At 64.7% G+C, this 26,705-nt stretch carries 24 protein-coding genes, 2 pseudogenes and 1 other annotated feature; of the genes and pseudogenes, 17 read left to right on the plus strand and 9 right to left on the minus strand.

Going from position 1 to position 26,705, the window contains the following annotated elements:
* Window positions 1-8: 8 nt before the first annotated feature.
* A complete protein-coding gene (locus tag ACMUJL_RS16390; protein ID WP_375572405.1) occupies window positions 9-1,022 on the minus strand; it encodes an alpha/beta fold hydrolase in 1,014 nt (337 codons plus the stop codon).
* A 90-nt stretch (window positions 1,023-1,112) separates the two neighbouring features.
* Here ACMUJL_RS16390 and ACMUJL_RS16395 point away from each other — a divergent pair, with 90 nt between their 5' ends.
* On the plus strand, window positions 1,113-1,919 hold the full coding sequence (locus ACMUJL_RS16395; RefSeq protein WP_375572403.1) for an SDR family NAD(P)-dependent oxidoreductase: 807 nt from the start codon (window positions 1,113-1,115) through the stop codon (window positions 1,917-1,919).
* A gap of 56 nt (window positions 1,920-1,975) precedes the next feature.
* Here ACMUJL_RS16395 and ACMUJL_RS16400 read toward each other — a convergent pair whose 3' ends face one another.
* The 4 genes from ACMUJL_RS16400 to ACMUJL_RS16415 form a co-directional block, all read right to left on the minus strand.
* The gene (locus ACMUJL_RS16400) at window positions 1,976-3,154 is read right to left on the minus strand and encodes an ammonium transporter (RefSeq protein WP_375572401.1); all 1,179 of its coding nucleotides are present in this window, start codon (window positions 3,152-3,154) and stop codon (window positions 1,976-1,978) included.
* A 219-nt stretch (window positions 3,155-3,373) separates the two neighbouring features.
* Window positions 3,374-4,549, minus strand: coding sequence for a 4Fe-4S double cluster binding domain-containing protein (locus ACMUJL_RS16405; protein WP_375572399.1), 1,176 nt, complete (start codon window positions 4,547-4,549; stop codon window positions 3,374-3,376).
* 46 nt (window positions 4,550-4,595) lie between these two features.
* Window positions 4,596-5,600 (minus strand): YeiH family protein, encoded by a 1,005-nt coding sequence (locus tag ACMUJL_RS16410; protein ID WP_068292218.1) that lies wholly within the window; start codon window positions 5,598-5,600, stop codon window positions 4,596-4,598.
* 9 nt (window positions 5,601-5,609) lie between these two features.
* Window positions 5,610-6,629 carry a D-cysteine desulfhydrase gene (locus ACMUJL_RS16415; RefSeq protein ID WP_068292215.1) on the minus strand — a complete coding sequence of 340 codons (1,020 nt, stop codon included), beginning with the start codon at window positions 6,627-6,629 and terminating at the stop codon, window positions 5,610-5,612.
* Window positions 6,630-6,753: 124 nt separating this feature from the next.
* On the opposite strand from ACMUJL_RS16415, the gene ACMUJL_RS16420 reads away from it, so the two are divergent.
* Window positions 6,754-7,653 (plus strand): LysR family transcriptional regulator, encoded by a 900-nt coding sequence (locus ACMUJL_RS16420; protein WP_375572396.1) that lies wholly within the window; start codon window positions 6,754-6,756, stop codon window positions 7,651-7,653.
* On the opposite strand, the gene ACMUJL_RS16425 is transcribed toward ACMUJL_RS16420, so the two are convergent.
* Window positions 7,650-8,534, minus strand: a complete 885-nt coding sequence (locus ACMUJL_RS16425) for a LysR family transcriptional regulator (RefSeq protein WP_375572394.1) — start codon at window positions 8,532-8,534, stop codon at window positions 7,650-7,652. The two genes, ACMUJL_RS16420 and ACMUJL_RS16425, sit on opposite strands and share 4 nt — an antisense overlap.
* A 217-nt stretch (window positions 8,535-8,751) precedes the next feature.
* Here ACMUJL_RS16425 and dctP point away from each other — a divergent pair, with 217 nt between their 5' ends.
* From dctP to ACMUJL_RS16445, 4 genes are all read left to right on the plus strand, one after another.
* Window positions 8,752-9,744: a TRAP transporter substrate-binding protein DctP gene (gene dctP, locus ACMUJL_RS16430; RefSeq protein WP_068292205.1), complete on the plus strand. Its 993-nt coding sequence runs from the start codon at window positions 8,752-8,754 to the stop codon at window positions 9,742-9,744.
* A 67-nt stretch (window positions 9,745-9,811) separates the two neighbouring features.
* Window positions 9,812-10,315 carry a TRAP transporter small permease gene (locus ACMUJL_RS16435; protein ID WP_375572388.1) on the plus strand — a complete coding sequence of 168 codons (504 nt, stop codon included), beginning with the start codon at window positions 9,812-9,814 and terminating at the stop codon, window positions 10,313-10,315.
* Between the two features lie 3 nt (window positions 10,316-10,318).
* Window positions 10,319-11,620 carry a TRAP transporter large permease gene (locus ACMUJL_RS16440; RefSeq protein ID WP_068292200.1) on the plus strand — a complete coding sequence of 434 codons (1,302 nt, stop codon included), beginning with the start codon at window positions 10,319-10,321 and terminating at the stop codon, window positions 11,618-11,620.
* Entirely contained in the window at window positions 11,596-12,384 is a 789-nt protein-coding gene (locus tag ACMUJL_RS16445; RefSeq protein WP_416914352.1) for an alpha/beta fold hydrolase, read from the plus strand. Before ACMUJL_RS16440 ends, ACMUJL_RS16445 begins: the two co-directional genes overlap by 25 nt.
* A 35-nt stretch (window positions 12,385-12,419) precedes the next feature.
* Here the strand turns inward: ACMUJL_RS16445 and ACMUJL_RS16450 are convergent, their stop codons facing one another.
* Window positions 12,420-13,298: a DUF6671 family protein gene (locus ACMUJL_RS16450; RefSeq protein WP_375572384.1), complete on the minus strand. Its 879-nt coding sequence runs from the start codon at window positions 13,296-13,298 to the stop codon at window positions 12,420-12,422.
* The gene (locus ACMUJL_RS16455) at window positions 13,295-14,353 is read right to left on the minus strand and encodes a sodium-dependent bicarbonate transport family permease (RefSeq protein WP_375572382.1); all 1,059 of its coding nucleotides are present in this window, start codon (window positions 14,351-14,353) and stop codon (window positions 13,295-13,297) included. The genes ACMUJL_RS16450 and ACMUJL_RS16455 overlap by 4 nt, the downstream gene beginning before the upstream one ends.
* 198 nt (window positions 14,354-14,551) lie before the next feature.
* Between ACMUJL_RS16455 and ACMUJL_RS16460 the strand changes: the two genes are divergently transcribed.
* The 3 genes from ACMUJL_RS16460 to ACMUJL_RS16470 all read left to right on the plus strand — a co-directional run bounded on the left by ACMUJL_RS16460 (window position 14,552) and on the right by ACMUJL_RS16470 (window position 16,924).
* Window positions 14,552-15,037: a M20/M25/M40 family metallo-hydrolase gene (locus ACMUJL_RS16460; protein ID WP_375572380.1), complete on the plus strand. Its 486-nt coding sequence runs from the start codon at window positions 14,552-14,554 to the stop codon at window positions 15,035-15,037.
* Window positions 14,976-15,971, plus strand: coding sequence for a hypothetical protein (locus ACMUJL_RS16465; protein ID WP_375572378.1), 996 nt, complete (start codon window positions 14,976-14,978; stop codon window positions 15,969-15,971). Before ACMUJL_RS16460 ends, ACMUJL_RS16465 begins: the two co-directional genes overlap by 62 nt.
* Window positions 15,972-16,081: 110 nt before the next feature.
* The gene (locus tag ACMUJL_RS16470) at window positions 16,082-16,924 is read left to right on the plus strand and encodes a DUF6544 family protein (RefSeq protein ID WP_375572376.1); all 843 of its coding nucleotides are present in this window, start codon (window positions 16,082-16,084) and stop codon (window positions 16,922-16,924) included.
* A gap of 46 nt (window positions 16,925-16,970) precedes the next feature.
* Here the strand turns inward: ACMUJL_RS16470 and ACMUJL_RS16475 are convergent, their stop codons facing one another.
* Window positions 16,971-17,633 (minus strand): DUF4386 domain-containing protein, encoded by a 663-nt coding sequence (locus tag ACMUJL_RS16475; RefSeq protein ID WP_068292193.1) that lies wholly within the window; start codon window positions 17,631-17,633, stop codon window positions 16,971-16,973.
* Between the two features lie 335 nt (window positions 17,634-17,968).
* On the opposite strand from ACMUJL_RS16475, the gene ACMUJL_RS16480 reads away from it, so the two are divergent.
* From ACMUJL_RS16480 to ACMUJL_RS16515, 8 genes and pseudogenes are all read left to right on the plus strand, one after another.
* Window positions 17,969-19,354, plus strand: a complete 1,386-nt coding sequence (locus tag ACMUJL_RS16480; RefSeq protein WP_375572374.1) for a M20 family metallopeptidase — start codon at window positions 17,969-17,971, stop codon at window positions 19,352-19,354.
* Between the two features lie 123 nt (window positions 19,355-19,477).
* Complete coding sequence (locus ACMUJL_RS16485) at window positions 19,478-20,299, plus strand: flagellar motor protein MotB (protein ID WP_375572372.1); 822 nt, start codon at window positions 19,478-19,480, stop codon at window positions 20,297-20,299.
* Between the two features lie 138 nt (window positions 20,300-20,437).
* Window positions 20,438-21,142: pseudogene (locus tag ACMUJL_RS16490) on the plus strand (flagellar hook-basal body complex protein); the annotation flags it as partial.
* Window positions 21,143-21,196: 54 nt separating this feature from the next.
* Window positions 21,197-22,425, plus strand: a protein-coding gene (locus tag ACMUJL_RS16495; RefSeq protein ID WP_375572370.1) for an IS3 family transposase whose coding sequence is annotated in 2 segments (ribosomal slippage) — window positions 21,197-21,485 and window positions 21,485-22,425 — 1,230 coding nt in all. Because the reading frame shifts where the segments join, the coding sequence is not laid out codon by codon here.
* Window positions 21,478-21,594: a sequence feature (AL1L pseudoknot), on the plus strand. (Overlaps the previous gene by 117 nt.)
* Before the next feature lie 41 nt (window positions 22,426-22,466).
* Window positions 22,467-23,060 (plus strand): annotated as a pseudogene (locus tag ACMUJL_RS16500) (flagellar hook-basal body complex protein); the annotation flags it as partial.
* A gap of 48 nt (window positions 23,061-23,108) precedes the next feature.
* Window positions 23,109-24,560, plus strand: a complete 1,452-nt coding sequence (gene flgK, locus ACMUJL_RS16505) for a flagellar hook-associated protein FlgK (RefSeq protein ID WP_375572368.1) — start codon at window positions 23,109-23,111, stop codon at window positions 24,558-24,560.
* Window positions 24,561-24,562: 2 nt separating this feature from the next.
* Window positions 24,563-25,573 carry a flagellin gene (locus ACMUJL_RS16510; RefSeq protein WP_068292183.1) on the plus strand — a complete coding sequence of 337 codons (1,011 nt, stop codon included), beginning with the start codon at window positions 24,563-24,565 and terminating at the stop codon, window positions 25,571-25,573.
* Entirely contained in the window at window positions 25,570-26,685 is a 1,116-nt protein-coding gene (locus ACMUJL_RS16515) for a flagellar basal body P-ring protein FlgI (protein WP_375572366.1), read from the plus strand. The genes ACMUJL_RS16510 and ACMUJL_RS16515 overlap by 4 nt, the downstream gene beginning before the upstream one ends.
* Window positions 26,686-26,705 lie beyond the last annotated feature (20 nt).

The raw sequence follows: 26,705 nt of genomic DNA on the forward strand, positions 1-26,705 counted from the left end.
CCTGCGGATCATGCCCCCAGCAGGTCGGATACGGCCTGCCGCAACACGGCCTCGTCTGCGGGGTTCATCGCGGGATTGCCCGCGCGGTGGCCCCAGATCGACTCGATCGGGCGGAATTCGGCATTGGGCATCATCGCCGTCTCGATCGCGCTGTCCTCGGGCGTGAAATAGAGATCCGTGCGCGAGGGCATGATGATCGACCTTGCGGTGATCGCCCCCAACGCCTGTTGCAGGTCGCCCTTGTGGACGGGATTGTCCGAAATGTCGGATTGCATCCATGTGTCCAGGCTTGCCAGCAGGTCGTGGGCATCGCGGCGCAGGAAATTCGCCTCCCATGACCGCACCAGAAAATCCTCGAGCGAGGCATAGCCGACCTTCTCGTAAAGCTTCTCGCGATAGAAGGCCTGCGACATGGCCCAGCCGGCATAGACGCGCCCCATGGCCCGCAGGCCACGCGCGGGATGGGCGCTGAAATGATCGCCCATCCAATGCGGATCGCCCGTCAGCGTGGCGCGCACGCCTTCCAGGAAGACCTTGTTGTGAATGGATGTACGCGCCGATCCGCAGAGGGCGCAAATGCGGGCGACCTGATCGGGAAAGATCGCGCCCCAGTGCAGCGCCTGCTGTGCGCCCATCGACCAGCCATAGATCATCGCCAGCCGCTCGATCCCGAAAACCTCGGCCAGCAGGCGGCGCTGGGCATGGATGTTGTCCCAATGGGTGATCTGCGGAAAACGATCCGGGCCGAACGGGGCCCCGATATTCGAGGGCGATGTCGACAGCCCGTTGCCGAACATGTTGGGGATGATGATGAACCAATCGTTCGGATCCAGAACCCGGCCCGGCCCGATCAGCCATTCGGTGTCATGGTGCTGCGCGCCATAGGACGTGGGATAGAGGATCGCGTTCGACCTGTCCGCAGCCAGCTTTCCATAGGTCTTGTAGGCGATCCTGGCCCGTGGCAGGGTCACACCCCGTTGCAGGATGAGGTTCTCGATCTCGAAAATCTGGTAATCCGTCATCACCTGTGGACCTCGCGGGATGAAGTGCGTTTTGTTGCGGAGCATGCGGATCGTGATCCGTGTTCACAGAAGATGACAAGGAGGAACAAGGTGCAAGAGATCAAGGATCTGGAGGGACGCCGCGCGCTGGTCACGGGATCAGCCACAGGGCTGGGCCGTGCGATTGCCGTGAAACTGGCGCAACGCGGCGCAGATGTGATCGTGAACTACACGCGTTCGGCCGCCGAGGCAGAAGAGGCCGCGGACCTGTGCCGCGCGGCGGGGGCCGATGTGCAGCTCGTCCAGGCCTCTGTCGCCGATCCGGAGGGGTGCCGCGCGCTGGCCGAAGCCGCCGGGCGCTGGGGGCATCTGGATATCCTGGTCAACAACGCGGGCATCACCCGGCACGCGCGCGACCATTCCGATCTGGACGCGCTGTCAAAGGACGATTTCCTTGATGTCTACGCGGTCAACGTGGTGGGAGCCTATCTGGCGCTGCAGGCCACGAAGCCGCTGCTGGTTGCGGCCTATCAGGCCAGCGGGCGGGCCAGCACGGTGCTGAACACCTCGTCCATCGCGGGGGTCAAGGGGATCGGATCCTCGGTGGCCTATGCTGCATCGAAGGGGGCGTTGAACACGATGACCCTGTCACTGGCCCGCGCGCTGGCACCTGCGATCCGGGTCAATGCGATCTGTCCGGGGTTCATCGGCACCCGCTGGTTCAAGGATGCGCTGGACGAGGACGGGTTTGCCGCCAAACTGCGCAGCGTCGAGAACCTTGCGCCGCTGGCCGTGGCCTCGGAGCCCGAGGATATCGCCGACACCGCGCTCTTTTTCCTGTCGGACGCATCGCGCCATGTGACGGGCGAGCTGCTTCTGGTGGATGCGGGCATGCACCTGGGCAAACCCCGCGTCTGAGCGGGGCAGAACAGGCAGGCCGTGGCGCATCGCTGCGCCGGCCTGCCGCAGCCTTGTCACGACGTCAGCTCATAGGCGCGTTCGCCATGCACCGACAGGTCCAGCCCGTTGGTCTCGGTCTCGCGGTTCACGCGCAGCGGCGTGACCAGTGCCACGATGCGGATCAGCACATAGGTCACCACCACCGTGTAGACGCCCACGATCACCAGTCCGCCGACCTGCGGCAACCACGCACCATGGCCAAAGACGGCGATCATCAGCGTGCCGAAGATCCCGCCCAGCCCGTGCACGGCAAAGACATCCAGTGTGTCGTCGATACGGGTATGGTTCTTGATGAACAGAACCGCCTCCTGGCAGATGATGCCCGCGATGGTCCCGATCACCAGCGCCTCAAGCGGGCCGACATCCCCCGCCGCCGGCGTGATCGAGGCCAGGCCCGCAATCGTGCCCGTGACCATGCTGACCAGCGAGGAACGGCCAAACTTGATGCGTTCCCACAGCGCCCAGCTGAGCGATGCCGCCGCGGCCGAGATATGCGTGACCAGGATCGCCATGGCCGCCGATCCGTTCGCCGCCAGCGCAGATCCGCCGTTGAAGCCGAACCAGCCCACCCACAGCATCGCGGCGCCGATCGCCACATAGCCCGGATTGTGTGGCGGCGTGGTCTTGTTCAGGCGCGGTCCCAGCAGCAGCGCAAGCACGAGCGCGGCCAGGCCTGCGGTTTCATGCACCACGATGCCGCCCGCAAAATCCTTCACGCCGTTTTCGCCAAAGATCCCGCCCGCCGACAGGAAGCCGCCGCCCCAGATCCAGTGGGTGACCGGCGCATAGACCAGCAGCATCCACAGCGCCGAGAACAGCAGCACGAAGCCAAAGCCGATCCGTTCCACATAGGCACCAACGATCAGGGCCGGCGTGATGACCGCAAAGGTCATCTGGAAGGTAACAAAGGCCACCTCGGGGATCGTGCCGAAAGCATCCTCGCCGGTCAGACCGATCAGCATGGCGCGTCCCAGCCCGCCCCAATAGGGGTTGTCGGTGCCGAAGGCGATGGAATAGCCCGCGATCAGCCACAGGATGCTCATCAGGGCGGCAATCGCAAAGCAGTGCATGAACACGCTCAGCACGTTGCGTGCGCGGACAAGGCCGCCATAAAAAAGGGCAAGCCCCGGTAGTGTCATGAACAAAACCAGTGCAGTTGCGACCATGACCCATGCGGTATCGGCACCGTTCATCGTTTTCTCCCTTGCCGTGACTTGTGTTGCGCGGGTCAGAGCGGCTGAAAGGTGCTTTGAATAGAGGCAAATGCCGAAATAACTGCCTTAATGGTGGTCAGTTTTTAAAGTGACTAATAATTAGCCGCTTATTTCCGGATATGCCCGCCATTTTGGCGCATTTGTGACGGTGGTGATTTCGCGCCCATCCGGGCGCGACTCGCGCCGGGTTTGACTGGCCTATGCCTTGCGGCGCCACCATTCCGCGGGCTTGACCCGTTTGCCGCGCCCGCGATCCAGCCAGAGCGCCAGCTTGCGCAGGGGCGACAGCGCAAGCCGCCGCCACAGCCTGTGCCGCAGCTTGCCGAAATCGCGGTTGAAGGGGCAGACCCGCAGGCAGATCGCACAATCCGACGCCTGGCTGGCCCAGAACCCAAAGCAGCGCTCTGCGTCCGATGTCCATTTGCGTACCCCCCGGATGGCCGAGAGGCCGCGCTGCTCATCCGTCGGCGGCCCGTAGGGCAGGGCCTTGACCGGACAGGCATCGGCGCATTTGGTGCAGATCGCGCAGAATTCGGCCACGCCCAGCTTGCGCGGGCGGTCATGATCCAGCGGAAGGTTGGTGTAGATCTTTGAAAACCGCAACCGTGGGCCGTAGGCGGGGGTGATCACCATCTGATTGCGGGCATATTCACCCAATCCCGCCTGCAACGCATAGGGGATGACCAGCCCGGTGTCGTTCATCGAAGCGACAGCCTCGTAGCCAAGGTTGCGGATATAGGCGGCGATTTGTGTCACGATCGCGGCCTCCTCGCTATAGGCGCGCCCGGTGGCTGCGCCCGCCAGGGCCGACGGGTAGGTGGCGACAAGGTCCGCGTCCATCTGGTGACCCAGCACGATCACGTTGCAGATGCCCTCTGGCAGGTCGTTGGGGGCCTCGCTCATGTCGCGGGTATCGACGCGGGTCGCATATTGCCAACGTTCATCCAGCGGCGTGATCCCGCAAAGGTCCGCGCCGAAAAACCGGGCGACACGCTTGATCTCGTCGCTCATGCGGCCGGGGTCGTCGATGGCCAAGGCCTCGGGCGCCACGGGGGTGTCGGGCCGGATCGCCGCCTGGAACCCTTCGCGGATCCCGTCGGCGACGCCGCGCGCCGACAGCACGTCCGACACCAGCCATGCCGCATTGCGCAGCGCGAAATCGCGGTGCTGGAACCCGTCGCCACGGCGCGGGGCGGCCTCGATCCGGTAGGAGGCAAAGAAGCGATCCGTCTTTTCGCTGCGGATGCGGCTGTCCCAGAAGGCGCGGGTGAAGATGTCGTTGCGCTGGCGGAACGGTTCGAAATCCCCGGTCACCTCGATCCCTGCAAGGGCATCGTCTGGGTGGCTATTCGGTCTGGGTTCGGGCGGTGTCATGCGCGAAACGCTAGGCTGCGCGGCCGGGTCTGTCCAGCTTTGTCGCCTAGAGGCCGACCGTTCCGATGAACAGCAGGCCAAGCCCCAGCAGGAACAGGGTTTCCACAAGGATGATCGCGCCATAGGAGGGGCGGACCCTTGCGATTTCGGCCAGACTGGTGCGCACCCCAAGCGCCGAGATCGCCACGACAAGGCACCAGCGCGAGGCATCGGCCGCGACCGACATGACAGCCTGCGGCACCAGCCCGGTATTGCCCATCACCGCCAGCCCCACGAACATCACCAGGAACCAGGGCAATTGCAGTCGCGCGCTTTGCGCATGGCGGAAGCTGAGCATCACCACCAGCATGACCACCGGCAGAAGCGCCACCCGCAGCATCTTGACGAAAGTGGCGATCACGCCCGCCTCTTCGCTGATGGAATAGCCCGCGCCCACGACCTGCGCGACATCATGGATCGTGGCCCCGATCAGAAAGCCGCTTTCGACATGCGACAGGCCGAGGGCGGTGAACAGGATCGGATAGGCGATCATCGCCACCGTCGACAGGATGGTGACGGCGATGACCACGAACAGCGTGTCTGTCTCACGCTCGGGCCGGTGCGGCAGGACCGACGCGATGGCCAGCGCCGCCGATGCGCCGCAGATGGCGACCGATCCGCCGGCCAGCATGCCGAAGGCCATGCGCCGCCCCAGCAGCCGTGCCATGACCGCGCCACAGCCCAGTGTCGCGATCACGAAGCCGATCACGGCAAGGGCAGGGACCGCGCCCACGGTTTCGATGTCACCAACGGTCAGGCGCAGGCCCAGAAGGCCCACGCCCAGGCGCAGCAGCGTCTTGGCCGCGAAATCCAGACCCGGCGCACAGGTCGGGTCCGAGGACAGGAAATGAAAGGCCATGCCGATCAGCAGCGCGAACAGCATCACCGGCGCGCCATAGTGTTCGGACAGAAAGGCCGAGGCGGCCGCGATCAGCGCGGCCACCATCACCCCGCGCGCATGGCTGCGCCACAGCGTTCCCGCCTGTCCCATCGTTCCCGTCATTCCTGTCATGGTGCCGGATCAGGGCGCGACCCAGCGATCGGCAAAGTCGAAGGCCTTGTCATAGCCGAACAGCGCCACGGCGCCCCCGGTGTGCAAAAAGACCACGCGTTCGCCCTTCTTGAAATGACCCTTGCGGACCAGATCGATGAAGCCAGCGGCCCCCTTGGCGGAATAGACCGGGTCCAGCAGGATGCCTTCCAGTTCGGCGAACATGCGGATCGCGGCCAGCCCGTCCTCGGTGGGAATGCCATAGCCCTGGCCCACGTAATCGGTGTTGGCGACCACATCCTCGCGCGCGACCACGCCGGGGCAGCCCAGTTTCTCGGCTGTCTTGACCGCCAGGTTATAGACGTTTTCCTCCTGCTTGGCCTTGGGCGCGCGCACGCCGATGCCCAGCAGCGGAATGCCCGCATTCATCGCCTTCAGCCCGGTGATCAGGCCTGCCTGCGTGCCGGCGCTGCCGGTCGCATGCACGATGTGATCCACCTGCAGGCCACGGTCGTTGAACTGCGACAGCATCTCGAAGGCGCAGTTGACATAGCCCAGCGCGCCGGTGGGGTTCGATCCGCCGCCGGGAATGGTATAGACCTTGCGGCCTTCGGCGCGGAAACGGTCGGCCACGGCTTCCATCTCGGCGTTCATGTCGCCGCCGGCGGGGCGCTTTTCGGTCGTCGCGCCGTGCATGTGATCCAGCAGCACGTTGCCGTTGTTGTTGTAGTTGCTGTCGTTCGACCCGGTGCGGTCCTCCAGAAGGATATGGCAGGCCATCCCCATCTTGGCCGCGAAGGCGGCGGTCTGGCGGGCGTGGTTCGACTGTGTCGCGCCTTGCGTCATCACCATGTCCGCGCCCTGAAGTTCGGCCTCGGCCATCAGGAATTCCAGCTTGCGGGTCTTGTTGCCGCCCGTTGACAGGCCGGTGCAGTCGTCCCGCTTGATCCAGATCTCGGGGCCGCCCAGTTCGGCGCTCAGCCGGTCAAGGCGCTCCAGCGGCGTGGGCAGATGAGCAAGAAAGCGGCGGGGATAACGGGCGAGATGCATGGGGCAAGCCTTTCATGTTGCGTCAACAGACTTATAGGTGGTGATTTCCGGCAAATCGAATGCGAATATCGCAAGACAAGATGCGTGATTTGCAAGTTATGCGCTCTGGCGCTATCAGTTCGTCATGCATCACGATTGGCTCGAAGACATCCTTGCCGTGCTCGATGCCGGGTCATTCGCCCGCGCGGCTGAGCAGCGCAACATCACGCAATCGGCTTTCACCCGCCGTATCCGCGCGATCGAGGATGGATTGGGCACGCCACTGTTCGACCGGCGGCGCAAGCCTGTCGTGCTTCTGCCCGCCCTGCGGAGCCAGGAAGGCGCGTTGCGCCGCCTGGGCCAGGACACGCGCGACTTGCGGCGCGCCCTGCGCGCTGCGGCCCGTGGCGAGGGGCGCATCGTGACGCTGGCCTGCCAGCATGCGATCACGGCCACGATCTCGCCTGGGCTGGTGCAGCGGTTGACCGAATTGGGATGGTCCTCGGTCCGGGTGCGGTCGGGCAACCGTGACGAATGCCTGCTGCAACTGATCTCGGGCGCGGCCGATCTGGTGGTGACCTATGACTATCCCGATCCTGCCGATACGCTGGAACCGCCAGGCCTGATCGCGCGGCGCATCGGCCGCGAGACGCTGACCCCGGTCTGCCTGCCCGAGGTCGCGGCCGCGCTGGGCGATGACCTGCCCGTGATCAGCTATCCGCCCGAGGTGTTCCTGGGCGAACTGGTCGAACGGCATCTGTGGACAGACCTGCCGCCGGGGCGCAGCATCACCCGCCGCGCCGAGACGGCCTTGACGCTGGCCGCCTATCACTATGCGCTGAACGGGATCGGGATCGCCTGGCTGCCCTTGTCGCTGGTCAAGGCGGATCTGGATGCGGGCCGGCTGGTCCGGCCTCTGGATGCAGGTCCCGATCACGCGCTGGATGTCCGGCTGATCCGCCTGGCCGACGGGGGCGACGCCGGCACGCTGCAAGCCTGGGAGGCGCTGGTGATGGCGGCGGAACGGCGCGGGGCAGGGGTTTAGAACGCATCCCAGATCATGCGGCCCATGTCGTCCAGCCTTTCTGTCGAACAGAACAGCGAGATCGTCAGGTTCGCCGTCCATCGGTCGCCACCCATGCGCACAAGCGTGCCATTGGCCAGCTCGTCGCGGATCGAGAATTCCGGCAGCCATGCCACACCGGCCCCCGCCAGCGTGCGCCGCTTGAGGGCTTCGGCCAGCGCATCCATGTAGCGGATCGACAGGGCCGTGCCGCGATTGCCGATGGTGCGGTCGACCACGGTGCCAAGGAATGTATTGGGATCATAGCTGAGGTAGGGCACCGCAATGTCCCCATCGCCCAGCAGCCGCCAGCCGTGCCGTGCCGCGGCATCGTGCAGCGCCACGGGGATCAGCCGCTCGGTGCAGATGTCCTTTCGCACGAACCGGGTCTCGTCAAGGATCGGGGCCACGTCCTGATGCCGGTAGTACAGCAGGAATTCGCAGGCCCCTTCGGTCAGCAACTGGCAACAGGCGGTCAGCGTGTCCGACAGCACGCGGGTGCGCAATTCCGGATAGCGGGTTTCGAATTCCGCCAGCCGGGGTTGCAGATAGTTGACCGAGATGGCGTGCAGCGCGGCAAACCGCTGGAACGAGGCATTGCCGCGCTCGGCCTCGCGGATCGCCTGACGCGTATCGGTCAGCTGCGCCATGGTCTGCTGGGCGATGGGCAGGAACTGGCGCCCCGCCTCGGACAGTTGCACCGGGTATGTGGCCCGGTCGATCAGTGGCACCCCGATCCAGTTTTCCAGCGACCGGATGCGCCGGCTGAAGGCGGATTGGGTGATGTTTCGTTCTTCCGCGGCGCGGGTGAAATTCAGCGTTCGCCCCAGGCAGACGAAATCGGCAAGCCAGTTGATGTCCATGACGCCCCCCTTGCGCGGCCATGCTAGGCAGGCGTGATTTGTCATGCAAGATCGGAATAGTTTGATGTTTCATTTGAATTGGCCTGATCCAAGCCCGCGGGCTTAGCATTCGGGTGTCCCCAGCCGTGGCCTTGCGCCGAATCATCCGGGACCCTGACACAAACGTCCAAGAAGGCCGGACAAGCGGCCTCGCGATCCCAACGACAAGGAGTATGAAATGACTTTTTCCTGGAAAACCGTTCTTCCGGCCGCTGGCCTGGTCGCGGCGGCCTCTGTCGCGGCGCAGGCTGCCGACACCACCATCCGCCTGTCCACCTATGTGAACGAATCCGATATCCGCTATGAAGGCTTCGTGCATTTCGCCAATCTGGTCGCCGAAAAGACCGGCGGCAGCGTCGAGGTGCAGATCTTCCCCTCTGCCACCCTGCACGGCTGGTCCGAAGGTGTCGACGCGCTGCAGGGCGGCGTGTCCGACATCAGCTGGATCCCTGCCGATGAACGCCTGCCCTGCTACCGTGTCACCTCGCTTTATCCTGCGGCCATCGACCTTGAAAACCAGGTCGCCATGGACGCTGCCTATGCCGAGCTGATCCGCGACGAGGCGGCGAATGTGGGCCTCGTGCCGCTGTTCAACTCGAACTATTCCTACGATCAGGAATGGTGGTTCGAAGAGCCCATCGCCGATCTGGGCGATCTTCAGGGCAAGCAGGTGCGGTCCATCGGGCCGCTGGTCAGCATGATGATCGAGACCTGGGGCGGCGCGCCGGTCTTCGTGGCCCCCAAGGAAGTGTTCCAGTCCGCCGAGCGTGGCGTGGTCGACGGGATCAACATGGGTGTTGCCACCTATTCCAGCTGGCAGCTCTGGAGCGTGATGCCCTATATGGTCAACGCCAGCCTCTTCTATGGCAACATCCAGTACATGATGAACAAGTCCAAGTTCGACAGCCTGACCCCCGATCAGCAGGCCGCCGTCACCGCCGCCGCGCGCGAGACCGAGGAATGGCTGAAGCCCCGCTACGAGGATTGGGTCGATCAGCGCGTCGGCAATGCCGTGATGAAGGGCGGCGGCGCCGCTGTCGCCATCAGCGAGGACAAGCGGATGGAGCTGATCAACAGCGTGCAGGGCAAGTGGAACGAGACGGTGCAGGCCGCTTGCGGTGCGGAACTGGCGGGCTCGGTTCTGTCGCTTTTCGCCGACAACGCGCCCTGATCATCATCGCGATGTCTTCCGCCCGGCCCCGTGCCGGGCGGGGGCATGACTGGCAAGGAAACGTGACATGCAAACGGGACTGGACCGCCTGATCGCGGTGGTGGAACGGCTTGTCGTCTGGCTGGCGGCCGGCGGCGCGCTGATCGTCCTGATCCAGATGGTCTGGATCAGCTACGGTGTCTTCACGCGCTATGCGCTGAACGCGCCGGACCGGATGGTGACCGAGGCGACAGCACTTCTGCTGTTTCCCGTGGCCTTTGCGGGCCTTGCCTATGCCATGCGCGAAGATGCCTATCCCAAGGTCACCATGCTGACGGACCGTTTGCCGCCCATGGGGCGCAAGCTGGTCGGCATCCTGAACCTGTCGCTGATGACGGGGGTGGGGCTGTTCTTTTCGCTGGCAGGCATCCGGGCCACGCAAAGCGCGTTCAACTCGGGCGCCTCTTCCGAGATCCTTCTGTGGCCGCGCTGGATGTTCTGGGCACCCGGGGCCACCTCGCTCATCGTCTTTTCGCTTTACGCGGCGCTGCTGCTGACGCGGCTGATCCGCACCCCGGCGCAGGAGGTCTGAGCCATGGAATGGTATGAGGTTGGTCTTGGCCTTCTGGGGCTGCTGATGCTGCTGATCGGTATCGGCCTGCCCATTCCATTCGCGCTGGCGGCAGCCTCGTTGCCGTTCCTCTGGCAGATCCAGAGCTTCGAGACATCGCTCGTATCTTCGCAGCTAAAGCTCTGGGGCGTCTGGATCGATTATATCCTGCTGGCGGTGCCGCTGTTCGTCTTCCTGGGCGAATTGATCGGCAAGTCCAATATCGGCCCCAATCTCTACCAGTTCCTGCATCAGGGCTTTCGGCTGCGCGGGTCCGCCGCCTATGGCTCGATCGGGGCCTGCGCCGGTTTCGGCGCGGTCTGCGGGTCCTCGATGGTGGGATCGCTGACGATCGGCGGCGTGGCGCTGCCGGAAATGCTGCGACTGGGCTATGGCAAGGAACTGTCCTCGGGCGTGCTGGCCGCGGGTGGCACCCTGTCGGTGCTGCTGCCGCCCAGCCTGATCCTGCTGTTCTACGGGATCGTCACGGACCAGAGCATCGGTGATCTGTTCATAGCGGGCGTCATTCCCGGCCTGATCCTCGTGACGCTGTTCTGCGTGGTGGTGATGATCTGGGGCGTGATGCGCCCCGATGACATCCCCGCACAGGAACAGGCGGTGCGCATGGGCCTGTTCCAGATCGCCGCCACCGTGGGCCCCATCGCCCTGATCGGCCTGGTGATCACGGTCGCGATCTACGCGGGCATCGCCACGCCGACCGAGGCCGCGGCCGTCGCGGCCCTGCTGACGGTGATCCTGGCGTTCGGCGTGGGTGGTCTGCGCTGGGCGGGTTTTTACGATGCGCTGCTCGCGACGATGCGGACCATGGGCTATCTGGGCCTGCTGCTGTCGGCGGGGACGCTGTTCGGCTTCGTGCTGACCTACTACAGGGTCCCTTACGAATTCACGCAGTTCTTCCTTGGCTTCGATCTGTCGCCCTATGTCGTTCTGACCATCGTGCTGATCTTCTACATCGTGCTGGGGATGTTCCTTGAACCTGTGTCGATGACCTTCATCACGCTGCCCACGATCTTTCCGCTGATGGCGGCGGCCGGGTTTGACCTGATCTGGTTCGGTGTCGTCTACACCATCACGATGGAGATCGCGGTGCTGACGCCGCCCGTGGGGCTGAACCTCTACGTGATTCAGGGCATCAGCCGGGGGCAGGTGTCGATCGGGCAGGTCATCACCGGCTGTCTCCCCTTCATCGCGGCCCTTGTCGTCCTGATCTTCGTTCTGATCCTTTTCCCGGAGACCGCCCTGTGGCTGCCCGAACAGATGAAGTGACGCGCGCGGACGGTTCGACCTATCGCCGTGCCGGTGCGGGACCCGCGCTGGTCCTGGTGCATGGCTACCTTGGGGGGGCGGCGCAATGGCAGCATGAATTCGCGCGCCTGTCGGACCGGTTCGACGTGATCGCCCTTGATCTGCCGGGCTATGGCGATGCGGCCAGGGCGGGCTGCATCGACCGGATCGACGGCTTCGCCGCCCATATGGCGGGTCTGGTGGACGAACTGGGGCTGACCCGCTTCCACCTTCTGGGTCATTCCATGGGCGGTATGATCGTGCAGGAATTCGCCGCGCGCCATGCTGCCCGGATCGACAGGCTGATCCTTTACGGCACCGGGCCGCTGGGGCTGATGCCCGACCGGTTCGAGCCGCTGGACGTGTCGCGCAAAAGGCTGGCCGAGGATGGCGTCGCCCGCACGATCCGCCGCATCGGATCGACATGGTTCCGCGACGGATCTGCCGCGCCGGGGTTCGAGCTGGTGGCCAGCCTTGGCGCGCAGGCCAGCGAAAGTGCCGCGCAAGCCGGGCTTGAGGCCATGAGCCGCTGGGACGGGCGCGCAGCGCTTGCGGGATTGTCGATGCCCGCGCTGGTGCTGTGGGGCGATGGCGATCAATCCTATCGCTGGCCCCAGGTCGAGGCGCTGTGGCGTGGCCTGCCCGACAGCCAGCTTGCGGTCATCCCGGGCACGGCCCATGCCGCGCATCTGGAAAAATCCGCCCTGTTCCAGACGATCGTCACGGATTTCCTGCAACCCGCCTAAGTGGGGCGCAGCGCCTGACCGGGCTGGTCCTTCCGTCACGGGTTGCACGCAGGGCATTCGCCCGGATCTGCCATGGTCTTGCCGTCGGGTCGGGGCACGGGGCGGGTTGTGCCGCAGGCCGTGCAGCCATGCACCTCATGCGCGATCAGCAGGCTCGGGCCGCCGCACCAGCTGCAGGGCAGGCCCGGCACCGTGCCCAGCCGCCCCCAGCCCGGCGCACCACAGCCGTCGCAGCGGCAGGCCAGCCTCTCTGCCAGCCGCAGGCCCAGCCTTGCGATCATCGACATGCGGCGCGGGTTCATATGGGCGCGCATGTCGGTCTGCAGCACGGCCTTGCCGACAGGGCTGGCTTTGCAGGCCGCGACGATGGCGGCGGCAAGTTCGGACAACCCGGTCAAACCCTTGGCGACGGGCCCGCGCACATCCCCCGCAGGGGATACGATCAATGCGGTTTCTGGAAAGCCCATGCGCGTCAGCAGGGGGGCCGCCTGATCCATGTCGGCAACCTCTGCCCGGTCATAAGCGGGCCGGTCATCGCCCAGACGTTCGATGATCTCATGGCCTTGGTCCGCGTCGCGCCACATCAGGATCTCAAGGCCCGCCGCCATGAAAGGCACCGCGGGATGGGGGCCGTAGGCGCCTTCGCTGGCCAGTCCCACGGGCAATCCCGTCACGGCCAGCGCGGCCGCGATCTTGGCCCTTGCCGCGTCTTCCATGCTGCCGGCGCGGGGTGTCTCGGCGCTGAAGGTGCCGAAGCTGTCCGTGTTCAGCCCGTCGGGCACGATCAGCCTGACCGACAATCGGTCAAAGGCCGGCGCAAGCGCGCGCTCTTTGCCGTGCATCGTGCCCAAGGCGACACGCGCCGGCAGGCTGCCGGCGCGGCTTTGCGGATCGGTGGTCTTGCCGGTTGTCATGCGCCGATCAAGGCCTCCGCCAGCGCGATCCACAGCGGGATCGACAGGATCGCAACCGGCGTGCCCAGCCCGGTGGATGTGCCGACATAGGCCGATGGATTGGCCTCGGGCAGGGCGGCGCGCAGGGTCGGCGGCCCCGAGATGTCGGAACTCGACGAGGCCATGACCGCCAGCAGCACCACGCCCCCGGCAGAAAAGCCGGTCAGGTGATGCGCGATCAAACCGATGCCGAAGCCGATCAGGCCATGCACAAGGGGGGCCGCCAGACCGTAGAGCACATAGACATGGGCGACCTTGCGCAGATCCGCCAGCCGTGACCATGCCTCCATGCCCATCACCAGCATGAGCAGCGACAGCAGCCCCCGGAACAGCGGCTCGTAAAAGCTGGCATAGACCGCATCTGGCCGCGCCAGAAGCCCCAGCCCCAACCCCAGCAGCAGCGCCGAGATCGCGGGGCTTTTCAGCGTATCGACGAGGATCTCGCGCACGATCTCGCCATGCCCCGCGCCGCCGGTCTGCCCCATGGTCACTGTCGCCGCACCGCCTTGCGGCATGACCGAACGGGCGGACTTGCGTTCCGCGCTCATCCGGGCCAGCAGGATCGCAGTCAGCAGTGCGGCGATATCCATGAACGGGTAAAGCGCGCCGATGAAACCCTCATAGGCCATGCCGGCCCCGTCCAGCATCGCCATCCCCGCCGCCAGGGTCGAGGCCGAGACAGCCCCGAACAGACCAGCGGTCGCCATGCCATCCATCTCGGATACCTGCGATTGCCGCAGCAGGACCATCCGCCCCAGCAGCACGATCACGATCCCCGCCAGCGCCGCTCCGATGGCCGGAACCGCCAGCGACACCAGATCGGCCTCGCGTACCGCGATGCCCGCGCCCAGCCCGACCTTCATCAGCAGCAGCAGAACGATCAGCTTGTAGGCAGGCTCGGGCACTTCAAGGCGGCTGCCAAGTGCGGCCAGCACCATGCCCCCGATCAGGAAGGCGAGGGTGGGTTGCTGGATCTGGGTCAGGATGGTTGTGGCGATAGCGATGATCGGGTCCATGTGGGCGGTCTCCTGAAAGGGTGTGCCCGGCTTTTGCAGCAGTTTGTGAAGAATATAAAATATATAGTTTTTTATCTAACGTTCTTTTTTGTAAATGAATAAACCTGCGCCGTCCGTTGGATCGAGGCTTGAGATGCACAGGCGCGCCAACTAGCGTTCCGGCATGTCGGACAGCGCCCTGATTTGAAGGATCTGAGAATGGCCAAGACGAACGAGAACCCGATCTGGTCCCATGTGGATGCCAAGCGTGACGCCTTCATCGGATTGGCCGATCGCGTGTTCGACATGCCGGAAATCGCCTATACAGAGGTCCGGTCCTGCGCCGAACACACGGCCATGCTGCAGGCCGAAGGTTTCCGGGTCACGCAAGGCGTGGCGGGAATTCCCACTGCTGTTCTCGGCGAGGCGGGGCAGGGCGGGCCGGTGATCGCGATCCTCGGGGAATATGACGCGCTTCCCGGTCTCAGCCAGCAGCCCGGCCTGGCCGAACCCAGGATGATCGATCCTTCGGGTTTCGGGCATGGCTGCGGGCACAACCTGCTGGGGTCCGCCGCGATGCTGGCGGCCACGGCGATCAAGGACTGGTTGGCCGCCGAAGGCATCGCGGGGCGCGTGCGCTACTATGGCTGTCCCGCCGAAGAGGGGGGCGGCCAAGACCTACATGGTGCGCGACGGGTTGTTTGACGATGTCGATCTGGCGATCACCTGGCATCCGGCCAGTTTCAACGGTGTCGACGATGCGCGGTCGCTGGCCAACACGCGGATCGATTTCACCTTCACCGGCAAGGCGGCCCATGCCGCCGCGGCGCCGGAACTGGGGCGTTCGGCGCTGGATGCGGTCGAATTGATGAACATCGGCGTCAATTACATGCGCGAGCACATGCCGGATGATGCGCGTGTGCATTATGCCTATCTGGATGTGGGTGGCTCTGCGCCCAACGTGGTGCAGGCCAAGGCGACGGTGCGCCAACTGATCCGCGCGCGCGACCTCAAGGGGCTGGCCGATCTGGTGGCCCGCGTGCGCGCGATCGCCGATGGCGCCGCGCTGATGTCGGGGACCAAGGTCGCCTCGCAAGTGTTTTCGGCCGTGTCGAACCTTGTGGGCAACCGCCCCCTGGAAGAGGCGATGCAGGCCGCCTTCGACAGTCTTGGCCCGGTGCCCTTCGATGAAAGCGATCTGGCCTTTGCCCGCGAGATCCGCGCGACACTCACGCCCGAGGATATCGCGGATGTGTTCCAACGCCTGAGCATGAAGCCCGATTACGATCTGGCGCTGTGCGATTTCATCGCCCCGCTGGACCGCCCCTTTGCGGGGGGGATGGGTTCGACAGATGTGGGCGATGTCAGCTGGGCCGTGCCCACGGTGCAGGCGCGGGTGGCGACCGCCGCGATGGGCACGCCGCTGCACACATGGCAGCAGACCGCGCAGGGCAAGGCGCCCTTTGCCCACAAGGGCATGGTCCATGCGGCCAAGGTGATGGCGGCCACGGCACGGGCGGCACTTCTGGATGACCGTCTGCGGGCTGCGGCGAAGAAGGCGCATCAGGATCACCTTGCGGCCTTCCCCTATGCCTGCCCGATCCCTGCGGAAACCCGCCCGCCGATTGCTGCCGAATAGGCTGGGCCGTGTAGAGGCGCGGCAGGGGTAATGCCGCGCCTTGATCCACGTCATGGCCGGGCGCGCCCTGCCGTGATCTCTGGGGCGGGTCCACTGCAACCCGATGGCGCATGAAACCCATTCTCGGCATAGCCCTGCTTCTGCTGATCCTTGCGGGCACCGGCCTTGGCGCGCTGCGCCTGCTGGATCACCGGGACGACCGCGCGGAATGGAACCGGCTTGCGGGCCTGCAACCGACCCGGCCCGCACTTTTCAGCCCGGGGATGGTGGCGCAACTGCCCGATCCGGCGCGCCGCTTTTTCGCCTATGTCATCCGGCCCGGAACACCGCTGCTGCCCGTGGCTGCGATCGACATGGGCGGCAAGTTCAGTCTTGGCGACAGGGATGCACCGGCCTTTCAAACCATGCTGGCGCAACAGATCCTGGCAGCGCCCCAAGGGTTCGTCTGGTCGATGCGCACCCTGTCCGGGCTTCCCCTGTCCGGCTCTGACACCGGATCATGGACAAGGTTCCGCATCTTCGGTGTGCTCCCCGTGGCACGGCTTGGCGGGGACCCGGATCACCGCCGCGCGGCCTTTGGCCGCTACGTGGCCGAAGCCGTGTTCTGGACACCCGCCGCGCTGCTGCCGGGCCCCGGCGTGAACTGGACCGCCATCGATGACCGGACCGCGCGCGTGACGGTCCGGCATGACGGGCTGGAGCAGGCGGTCGATGTCATTCTGGGTCCCGACGGCCGCCCCGTCGAGGTCCGTTTCCAGCGCTGGAGCGACGCCAATCCCGACAGCCGGTATCGCCTGCAACCCTTTGGCGGGTATCTCTCCGATTTTCGCGAGGTGCAGGGCTACCGGCTGCCTTTCCGGGTCGAGGCGGGCAACATGTTCGACACCGATGACTATTTCCCCTTCTTCCTGGCCGAGGTCACGGCGATCCGCTTTCCGGGATGGCCGCCATGATGGCGCTTGTCCCATGCGTGTGGGTGGTTCGTCCACGGGCACCAGCCTAAGGCGTGACCCGCGCCGCCAGCTCCTGCGGTTTGCGGCCCAGCAGCAGCCAGAGCGCGAAGCCGAGTTCGGCAAGGATACAGATCAGATAGGCCGGCTGGAACGCTGCAACCGCCGCCGGTGCCGCGATGCGCAGCCCGCTGCCCGTCAGGTAGACAAGGCCCGCCAGGATGATCGCAACCGCCAGGATCCGGGCCCCGGCACGCATCAGAAGCGCGCCCGTCAACAGGCAGCAGACCCCGAAGAAGACCAGCCCCATGTCATAGCTGAAACCATGGTTCTGAATGGCCGCAAGGGCGCGGGCCGGGTCCGACCGGGCCAAGCCCAGGGCGCTGTGCAGGCCGGGCAGCGCGCTGGCGATGATCGCCGCCTGCACCAGCCGCATCGCCAGCGCCGCCAGTGCCAGCCCCTGGCCCAGGGGGGCGAGCAAGCCGAACAGCAGCACGCCCACCGCGACATCGGCAAGGGCCATGATCGTATCGGCCAGCAGCCCCATCCGGAACAATGCTTCGGATTGGACAAGGTTGCGGGCCGTCGCTTCGGCATCGGCGGGCAGGACCAGGGTGCCGCGCACGTAACCTTCGGCCCAGAGTCCGCAGATGATGATCAGCAGGTAGAGAAGACCGGCCATGCGCGGGGGTGTGAGGGGCAGGATCGCCATGCAAGGTCTCCTCTGGTCTGGTCATGTGCGGCTTGGGCAAGGTGCAAGCCCGGCTGCATGCAGGCGGGGACAGGGCCGGGCCGCCCGCCACAAGCATAGCCATTCATGACCTTTTGCGCGACCCCCGTGGCCCCCGTGGTCTGGGCCATGCGTCCGGCACCCCGAAAGGTGTCCTGGTGCAAATCGCCATGGCGAAGGGCGGCAGGCCATGGTTTACTTTGCCGGACATGCCTTGGCCGGGTGACGCGGCTTGCGCCATCCCCGCGTTGCGCGGGAACGCAACGCCGTGGCGATCGGGGCGCAGACGCCTGACACAAAAGAGGAAACGACCATTCATGAGCCGTGATGCCGCCATTGCCAATGTCACCGAATATTTTCAGAGCGGTCGTTTCCAGTCCGACCTGGCGGGGCTAGTCGCCCATGAGACCGAAAGCCAGAACCCCGATCAGGCCGCCGCGCTGACCCGCTACCTGTCCGAGGCGATGGTGCCACGGCTGACGGCGATGGGGTTTGTCTGCCGGCTCCATGACAACCCCGAACCGCAGGGTGGTCCGCTTCTGACGGCAGAGCGGCACGAGGGGGCAGGGCTTCCCACGATCCTGACCTATGGCCATGGCGATGTGATCCGCGCCCAGACCGACCAGTGGCGCGCGGGGCTGCATCCCTTCCGGCTGGTCGAAGAGGGGGATCGCCTCTATGGCCGCGGCACGGCCGACAACAAAAGCCAGCACCTGATCAATTTCGCTGCGCTCGAGGCCGTTCTGGCTGCGCGCGGCAGCTTGGGCTTCAACGTCAAGGTCGTGATCGAAATGAGCGAGGAGACAGGCTCGCCGGGGCTTGCGGCGTTTTTCGCCGCGCATCGCGACATGCTCAAGGCCGATGTCCTGATCGCCTCGGACGGGCCGCGTCTTCAGCCTGATGTGCCCACGATGTTCATGGGCTCGCGTGGCGGCGTGACCTTCGATCTGGTCGTCGATCTGCGGGACGGGGCGCATCATTCGGGCAACTGGGGCGGCCTTCTGGCCGATCCCGCGATGATCCTCGCGCAGGCCCTGTCCACGATCACCGACGCGCGCGGCCAGATCCGCATCCCCGCATGGCGTCCCGACAGCCTGACCCCCGCCGTGCGGGCCGCGCTGGATGGCCTGCCCATCGACGGGACCGATGGACCGGCCATCGACACCGATTGGGGCGAGGACAGCCTGACCCCGGTGGAACGCGCCTATGGCTGGAACAGCTTTGCGGTTCTTGCCATGAAAAGCGGTGTGCCCGAGGCGCCGGTCAACGCGATTTCAGCCCATGCCCGCGCGACCTGTCAGCTGCGCTACGTGGTGGGAACCGATCCCGAGGATATCCTGCCGGCATTGCGCCGGCATCTGGATGCGCAAGGGTTCGACAAGGTTCGGATTGTGCCGCATGACCGTGGCTTCTTCGCCGCGACGCGGCTTGCGCCCGATCATCCTTGGGTCACCTTCGTGGCCGATAGCCTGACACGCAGCGCGGGGCAGGCGCCCCATGTCCTGCCGAACCTCGCCGGGTCACTGCCAAACGACTGTTTCAGCGACATCCTTGGCCTGCCCACCGTGTGGGTGCCGCATTCCTATCGCGGATGTTCGCAGCATGCGCCGGATGAACATGTGCTCAAACCGGTCTGCCGGGATGCGCTGCGGCTTATGGCGGGGCTCTTCTGGGATCTGGGCGAAGGCGGAACGCCCGGCTGATGCGGGCATTGCCGGTTGGTGCGCCCTCCGGTTGATGCGTAATCCTGTCAATTGTCCCTGTTAACAGCCTGTCAATCGGTCTTCGGCTAAACCCATCCTTGGGTGAGTAAACAGGTGGTGGAGATGGGCACGCAAGCGAATGCGGCGCCAGTCATCATCAAACGGAAGAAGATCATCGCAGGCGGACACCACGGTGGGGCGTGGAAGGTTGCCTATGCCGATTTCGTCACGGCGATGATGGCCTTCTTCATGTTGATGTGGCTGTTGAACGCGACAACAGAGAAACAGCGCAAGGGCTTGGCGGATTACTTTGCGCCAACCGTGGCGGTCAGCCGTGTATCCGGCGGCGGCGATGGCACCTTCGGCGGGGAAAGCATCTTTTCAGAAGAGGTGCTGCCGCGGGTCGGAACAGGTGCGACCAGTCTGCGCCCCACCGAAAGCGACAGATCGCGGGGCGCGGCCTCGGTGGATGCAGAGCGTGCCATGCTGGAGCAGGTTGCCGAAAACCTGCTGGCCATGGGGGAGCAAAGCGCGATCGAAGAGGCCGCGCTGCGCCATGTCGTGACGCGGGTCACCGATGAGGGGCTGGTGGTCGAACTGTTCGATCTGCCAGATGCCTTTCTGTTCGATGCGCAAACCGATCAGCCCACCCCGCTGCTGACCGAACTTGCCCGCATGATCCAACAGGCCTTTGCCCTGGTGCTGAACCCCGTCGCGGTCGAGGGGCATGTTGCGGCCAAGCCAATCGTCGTTGCGAAGAACACCAACTGGGAGCTGTCGGTCAGCCGGGCTGACCGGATGCGCGTAATGCTGCAGCAGCAAGGCATGGTGCCTGCGCGACTGCAGCGTGTCACCGGTCATGCAGACCGTCGGCAGGTCGTGGCGGACCCCATGGATACGCGCAACAACAGGCTCGAGGTAATCCTGCTCATGCAGTCCCCGTAAGCCTGCCTGACCCTCTTGCCCGCCGCAGATTCGTCTCAGGGGGAGGCAATTGTCGAGGATTTTAGGCGTTAGCCTGCTGTTAAACCGATGCCTGTATTGCTGTGGGCAACGTGGTCGGTACAGCAGAAAGGCGTATCCATGACAATCTCATCTTCCCTGAATGCCGGTGTGGCCGGCTTGTCTGTCAACGCCAGCCGTTTGGCGGCCATTTCCGACAATATCGCGAACTCGGCTACCTATGGCTACAAACGGGTCGAAGCCGATTTTCATTCCATGGTGATTTCCTCCGGCACGGGCACCTATTCCGCTGGCGGCGTGCGGGTCACGTCACAACGCCTCATCGATCAGCGCGGATCGCTGGTCTCGACCGCCAATGCGACCGATCTTGCCGTGCGCGGGCGCGGTTTTCTGCCCGTGGCCGCAGCATCCGAGGTGGCGATCGGCAACGGCCAGCAGATGCTGCTGACGACCACTGGGTCCTTCCGCACCGATGAACAGGGCTTGCTCAGGACGGAATTGAACCTTGTGTTGCTGGGATGGCCGGCCCTTGCGGATGGCAGCATTCCCCCCTTTCCGCGTGACACCAGCGCAGGTCTTCGCCCGGTCCAGATCAACGTGAACCAGTTTTCGGGCGATCCGACGACGCGGATGAACCTCGGTGTGAACCTGCCGGCGACCGAAACTGCCTCATCCGAATCCGGGACCAGCCGCGAATTGTCGGTCGAGTATTTTGGCAACTTGGGGACTTCGGAAAGCCTGCTGATCGAATATGAGCCGACGATTCCGGCGGCCGGTTCGTCGAACCAATGGACCATGACCATCAGGGATACGGCCTCTCCCGGTATGAACCGCGCCGGGTTTGCCGGAGGCTCCAACTCCTGAGTAGGATGGAGCATCATGAGCAAGACAACGAACAAGTTTTCCCCCGAAGTGCGTGAACGCGCGGTGCGACTGGTCTTCGACAATGAGGGGCAGCACGGATCGCGTTGGCAGGCGATTATGTCGATTGCGGCGAAGATCGGCTGCGCACCCCAGACCCTGAACGACTGGGTCAAGAAGGCCGAGGTCAATGGCGGCAAGCGTCCGGGCGTCTCCAGCGAGATGGCCGATCGCATGAAGGCGTTGGAACGCGAGAACCGTGAGCTGCGCCAGGCGAATGAGATACTTCGTAAGGCGTCGGCTTATTTTGCGCTGGCGGAGCTCGACCGCCGGTCGAAGTGATGGTGGGTTTCATCGACGCGCATCGTGATGCGCACGGGGTCGAGCCGATCTGCAACGTGCTGCTGATCGCCCCGTCCACCTATTATGATCATCTGGCCAAGAGGGCCGATCCAACCCGGCGGTCGGATCGCGCGCGCCGGGACGAGACGATGCGACCAGAGATCCGGCGTGTCTTCGAGGAGAACTGGAGCGTCTACGGCGTGCGCAAGGTCTGGCACCAGCTGCGCCGCGAGGGCTTTACTGTCGCTCGCTGCACGGTCGCGAGGTTGATGAAGGATATGGATATTCAGGGCATTATCCGAGGCAAGCCTCACAGAACGACGATCCCCGACAAAAAGCAGCCCTGTCCGCTGGACAAAGTGAACCGCCAGTTCCGGGTGCCCGCGCCGAACATGCTGTGGGTCAGTGATTTCACCTACGTCGCAACCTGGAAGGGGTTCGCATATGTGGCTTTCGTGATCGATGCTTATGCTCGGAGGATCGTTGGCTGGCGCGTCAGCACCTCCCCTCACGCCGGTTTCGTCCTTGATGCATTAGAACAGGCGGTCCACGAACGTCGCCCGGTCAAAGGCATGGGGCTGGTGCATCACAGCGACCGAGGCAGCCAATACCTGTCCATCAAATACACCGAAAGGCTGGCAGAGGCGGGTATCGAACCTTCTGTGGGCAGCGTCGGCGACAGCTATGACAACGCCCTCGCCGAAACGATCAACGGCCTGTTCAAAGCTGAGGTCATCCACCGTCGCGGCCCGTGGCGCAGCTTCGAGGCCGTCGAATACGCAACACTCGAATGGGTCGACTGGTTCAACAACCGCCGCCTGCTCGAGCCTATCGGGAACATCCCGCCCGCAGAAGCCGAAGCAAACTTCTACGCAGCTCTGGAAACTGAACCCGTGGCCGCGTAACTAACGTCAATCAGCCTCCGGCAAACCCGGCGCGGTTCAGTACTGTGGTTGGCCAATATACGCTAGATTTCGATGATGGGCGGATCGCCGGCGGCACTCTCAGCGGCGTCACCACCCTTTCGGGCGGTTCCTATGATCCGGGGACCGGATCCCTGATCGTGAACGTGGCCGGCGGCCCGATCGAGGTGAATATCGGCCGGATCGGCGCCTCGGACGGGATCACGCAGCTTTCGGACAGTTTTGCGCCGGTCTCGATTTCCAAGGATGGCTCGCCGGTGGGTAACATGACCTCGGTCGAGGTGGATGCCAATGGTTTCGTCCATGCCTTCTTCGATACCGGCATCACGCGCCGCATCTTCCAGATCCCGCTGGTCGACATGCCCAATCCCAACGGGATGGTGGCCCTGGACGAACAGACCTATCTGCCTTCCACCGAGAGCGGGACCTTCTTTCTGTGGGATGCGGGTGACGGCCCGACGGGTGACGTGGTCGCTTTCGCCCGAGAGGAATCCGCCACCGATGTCGCGGGTGAACTGACCGACATGATCCAGACGCAGCGTGCCTATTCCTCGAACGCCAAGGTCATCCAGACGGTGGACGAAATGCTGCAGGAAACCACCAACATCAAGCGCTGAGCCTGAGGTGATGCGCAGCCGATCACATATCTGGTGGAGAGAACGAACATGAGCATTGCCGGCGCCCTGTCGAACGCCCTCAGCGGTCTGACCGCAGCTTCCCGCTCGGCCGAGGTGGTGGCCTCCAATATCGCCAACGCGGCCACCGAAGGATACGCGACAAGATCGCTTGTCACCTCCTCGCGACAGGGAACGACCGGCGGTGTCAGGATCGACGGGATCGCCCGTGCGTCCGATCCGGCCCTTTTGGCCGACCGGCGCCTTGCCACGGCGGAACAGACGCGCGAGGGGGGCATGGCAACTGCCATGCATCGGGTCGAAGCCCTTTTCGGCACTCCGCTTGACCCGGGTTCCCTGACCGCCCGTGTCACCGCCTTCGAGACCGCATTGATCGAGGCGTCAAGCCGTCCGGATCTGGCGGAAAGGCTGGACCGGGCGGTCAACTTGGCCGATGGCCTTGCGGGCAAGTTCCGGGAGATCTCGGCCGGTCTGCAGCAGATCAGAACCGCGGCCGACGGGGATATCGCACGCCAGGTCACGACGCTGAATACCGATCTGGAACGGGTTGCGGAACTCAACAAGCGTATCACGGCATTGGCATCGAAGGATGTCGGCGTGGCCCCTCTTCTGGACGAGCGCCAGGTCGTCATCGACCGGATTTCCCTTGTCGTGCCGGTGATCGAGGTTGCTCGCGATCGCGGGGCGATCGCCCTGTTCACGCCAGGCGGCGCGGTGCTGCTTGACGGTCCGGCCGCCAGGCTCGGATTCGAACCGGCCAATCTTGTCGCGCCGCAGATGACACAGGCAGGTGGGCTGCTGTCCGGGTTGACCGTCAATGGCGTCCCGGTGTCGACAGATCCGCAATTCGGGCCCTTGGCGGGTGGCGGGTTGGACGCGGCCTTTCGCATCCGCGACGATCTGGCCGTCAGGGCGCAGGCCCAGCTCGATGCCATGGCGCGTGATCTGGCCACCCGCTTTGGCGATCCTGCCATCGATACCACCCTCCAGCCGATGGACCCCGGACTTTTCACCGATGCGGGTGCTGCCGTGGATCCCGCGCTGGAAGCTGGCCTTGCTGGCCGGATCAGGCTCAATGCAGTGATCGACCCCCGTCAGGGCGACAACTCCTGGCGTCTGCGCGACGGGTTGGGGGCCGCACTTCCCGGCCCGCCGGGCGAGGCGGGTCTGCTGAACCGTGCGCTGACCGCTCTGCAGGAGTTGCGGAATCCCGGCTCGCCGGTCCTTGATCCTGTTCCGCAGTCCCTTTCCGACATGGCGGCGCGCGTGATCTCGGATGTCGGATCGTCGCGGCAGATGATCGATCAACGCCAAAGCTTCGCAAGTATCCGGGCCATGGCGCTGCAGGCGGCCGAACGCGAAGCCGGGGTCGATAGCGACGATCAATTGCAACGCCTTTTGCTGATCGAACAGGCCTATGCGGCCAACGCTCGTGTCATCCAGGCGGTTGACGACATGCTGGACAGTTTGCTGAGGATTTGATCATGAGCATGATATCATTGGGAGATTTGGCGCAATCCTTCATGCTGCGCCACCACAATGCCACGACCCGCCAAGAGATTTCGCGCCTCGCGGAGGAAGTGGCGACAGGGCGCACGGCCGATGTCGCGGCCCGCTTGTCCGGCTCGTTTTCCTATCTTGCGGATATCGAACGCAATCTGGGCAGGCTGCAGGGCTACAGGACCTCCGCATCCGAGGCGGGGACCCTTGCTGCAGGCATGCAGGCTGCACTCGGGCGCGTGCAGGACATCGGATCGGGTCTGTCGACACGATTGATTGAAAGTGACGGCAGCGGGATCGCGCCCGTGACGGCCGCTGTTGCGCGCGAAGCTGTCGACAGCCTGGACAGTATCGTGTCGGCATTGAACACGCAGATTGGTGGGCGCAGCCTTTTCGCGGGCAATGCAACCGCAACCGCGCCACTGGTCTCGGCCGGGGTCTTGCGCGCAGAGATGGTTGCCGCCGCGGCGGGGCAGACAACGGCCGAAGGTGTGCAGGCCGCGCTGGACGCCTGGTTCGACACTGCGTCTGGCGGCTTTCAAAGCCTTGCCTATATGGGGGCGCACAGCGGCCTCGGGCCCTTTCATCTAGGGCCGCACGAAACCGTCGAACTTGACCTGACCGCAGGTTCCCCGGTGATCAGGACAATTCTCAAGCAGGTTGGGCTTGCCACCATCGCGGCGGATCAAAGCCTGCCACTGAGTCCGGATGTGCGTGCCGACCTGATGCGCAGGTCGGCCGAAGGGATGATCGCGGTGCAGGACGATCTGACCGGGCTGCGGGCCGATCTGGGGTTTGCAGAGGCGCGGATCGAAGACAGCAAGGTCCGCCAGGAGGCCGAAGTCTCTTCGCTGGAAATTGCGCGCAACGCATTGCTGGGTGTGGATCCTTTCGATGTGGCCACCCGGCTGACGGATGCCCAGCAGAAGCTTGAAAGCCTCTATGCCGTCACTGCACGCCTGTCGCGTCTGACGCTCTCGGATTTCCTGCGATGATTTCGCCGCTGATCCACGCCATCGCTGCCATCGTCCTGCTGCTGTCTTCGGTCGGCGCGGCGTCGGCCAATTCGGTCCGGATCAAGGACCTCGTGGAATTCGACGGTGTGCGCAACAATGACCTGGTGGGATACGGGCTTGTCGTCGGCCTGAACGGCAGCGGCGATGGCATCCGCAATGCGCCCTTCACCGAAGAAATCATGGCGAACATCCTGGAACGGCTTGGGGTCAACATGGCCGGGGAGCAGTTTCGCCCGCGCAATGTCGCCGCGGTCTTCGTCACGGCCAGCCTGCCACCCTTCGCCCGCGCGGGGGGGCGGATCGACGTGACGGTCTCGGCGATCGGGGATGCGACCAGCCTGCTTGGCGGCACGCTGATCATGACCCCCCTTACGGCGGCCGACGGACAGATCTATGCCGTGGCACAGGGGACGATCATCGCGGGCGGCGCCGCCGCCGAAGGTGATGCGGCCGCCGTCGTACAGGGGGTGCCGACAGCCGGTTCGATCCCGTCCGGCGCGAATGTCGAGCGTGAGATCGATTTCCAGCTGTCAAGTCTTGGCACCCTCAGGCTGGCCTTGAGAGAGCCAGATTTCACCACGGCGGGCCGCATCGAAGAGGCGATCAACGACGATTTCGGTCGGGGTGTCGCGGTGATGCTGGACTCGGGCACCGTGCAGCTTGATATCCGGGCGACGCGCATGGCCTCGACGGCCCATGCGCTGGGGCGGATCGAGAATATCGTGGTCGCGCCCGCGGGAAAGGCGCGTGTTGTCGTGGATCAGCGATCCGGAACCATCGTCATGGGCGAGGATGTCAGGATCGCACGGGTCGCCGTATCCCAGGGTAATCTGACCCTGCGGATCCAGGAGGCGCCGCTTGTCGTGCAGCCCAATCCCTTCTCGCCCGGCGAGACGGTCGTGGTGCCGCGGACCGATGTCGCGATCGAGGAAGAGCCGGGGATCGGCCTTGCCGAAATCCCTTCGGGCACCTCGCTGTCAGAGGTTGTGGCAGGGCTGAATGCGCTGGGCGTCTCGCCGCGCGACATGATCGACATCCTCAAAAGCATCAAGGCCGCGGGCGCCTTGCATGCCGAATTCCTGGTGCGCTGATGAAGGATCGTGTCGACGGG

The sequence above is a fragment of the Seohaeicola sp. genome (assembly GCF_048006315.1).
In the GTDB taxonomy this organism is placed as follows: Bacteria; Pseudomonadota; Alphaproteobacteria; order Rhodobacterales; family Rhodobacteraceae; genus Seohaeicola.

Coding starts and splice junctions, on each gene's coding strand:
- ACMUJL_RS16455 (WP_375572382.1), bottom strand. CDS start 14,353: ATGGACCCGATCATCGCTATCGCCACAACCATCCTGACCCAGATCCAG.
- ACMUJL_RS16450 (WP_375572384.1), bottom strand. CDS start 13,298: ATGACAACCGGCAAGACCACCGATCCGCAAAGCCGCGCCGGCAGCCTG.
- dctP (WP_068292205.1), top strand. CDS start 8,752: ATGACTTTTTCCTGGAAAACCGTTCTTCCGGCCGCTGGCCTGGTCGCG.
- ACMUJL_RS16460 (WP_375572380.1), top strand. CDS start 14,552: ATGGCCAAGACGAACGAGAACCCGATCTGGTCCCATGTGGATGCCAAG.
- ACMUJL_RS16480 (WP_375572374.1), top strand. CDS start 17,969: ATGAGCCGTGATGCCGCCATTGCCAATGTCACCGAATATTTTCAGAGC.
- ACMUJL_RS16435 (WP_375572388.1), top strand. CDS start 9,812: ATGCAAACGGGACTGGACCGCCTGATCGCGGTGGTGGAACGGCTTGTC.
- ACMUJL_RS16420 (WP_375572396.1), top strand. CDS start 6,754: ATGCATCACGATTGGCTCGAAGACATCCTTGCCGTGCTCGATGCCGGG.
- ACMUJL_RS16390 (WP_375572405.1), bottom strand. CDS start 1,022: ATGACGGATTACCAGATTTTCGAGATCGAGAACCTCATCCTGCAACGG.
- ACMUJL_RS16425 (WP_375572394.1), bottom strand. CDS start 8,534: ATGGACATCAACTGGCTTGCCGATTTCGTCTGCCTGGGGCGAACGCTG.
- ACMUJL_RS16440 (WP_068292200.1), top strand. CDS start 10,319: ATGGAATGGTATGAGGTTGGTCTTGGCCTTCTGGGGCTGCTGATGCTG.
- ACMUJL_RS16415 (WP_068292215.1), bottom strand. CDS start 6,629: ATGCATCTCGCCCGTTATCCCCGCCGCTTTCTTGCTCATCTGCCCACG.
- ACMUJL_RS16465 (WP_375572378.1), top strand. CDS start 14,976: ATGGCTGTCCCGCCGAAGAGGGGGGCGGCCAAGACCTACATGGTGCGC.
- flgK (WP_375572368.1), top strand. CDS start 23,109: ATGAGCATTGCCGGCGCCCTGTCGAACGCCCTCAGCGGTCTGACCGCA.
- ACMUJL_RS16405 (WP_375572399.1), bottom strand. CDS start 4,549: ATGACACCGCCCGAACCCAGACCGAATAGCCACCCAGACGATGCCCTT.
- ACMUJL_RS16410 (WP_068292218.1), bottom strand. CDS start 5,600: ATGACAGGAATGACGGGAACGATGGGACAGGCGGGAACGCTGTGGCGC.
- ACMUJL_RS16515 (WP_375572366.1), top strand. CDS start 25,570: ATGATTTCGCCGCTGATCCACGCCATCGCTGCCATCGTCCTGCTGCTG.
- ACMUJL_RS16470 (WP_375572376.1), top strand. CDS start 16,082: ATGAAACCCATTCTCGGCATAGCCCTGCTTCTGCTGATCCTTGCGGGC.
- ACMUJL_RS16400 (WP_375572401.1), bottom strand. CDS start 3,154: ATGAACGGTGCCGATACCGCATGGGTCATGGTCGCAACTGCACTGGTT.
- ACMUJL_RS16510 (WP_068292183.1), top strand. CDS start 24,563: ATGAGCATGATATCATTGGGAGATTTGGCGCAATCCTTCATGCTGCGC.
- ACMUJL_RS16485 (WP_375572372.1), top strand. CDS start 19,478: ATGGGCACGCAAGCGAATGCGGCGCCAGTCATCATCAAACGGAAGAAG.
- ACMUJL_RS16475 (WP_068292193.1), bottom strand. CDS start 17,633: ATGGCGATCCTGCCCCTCACACCCCCGCGCATGGCCGGTCTTCTCTAC.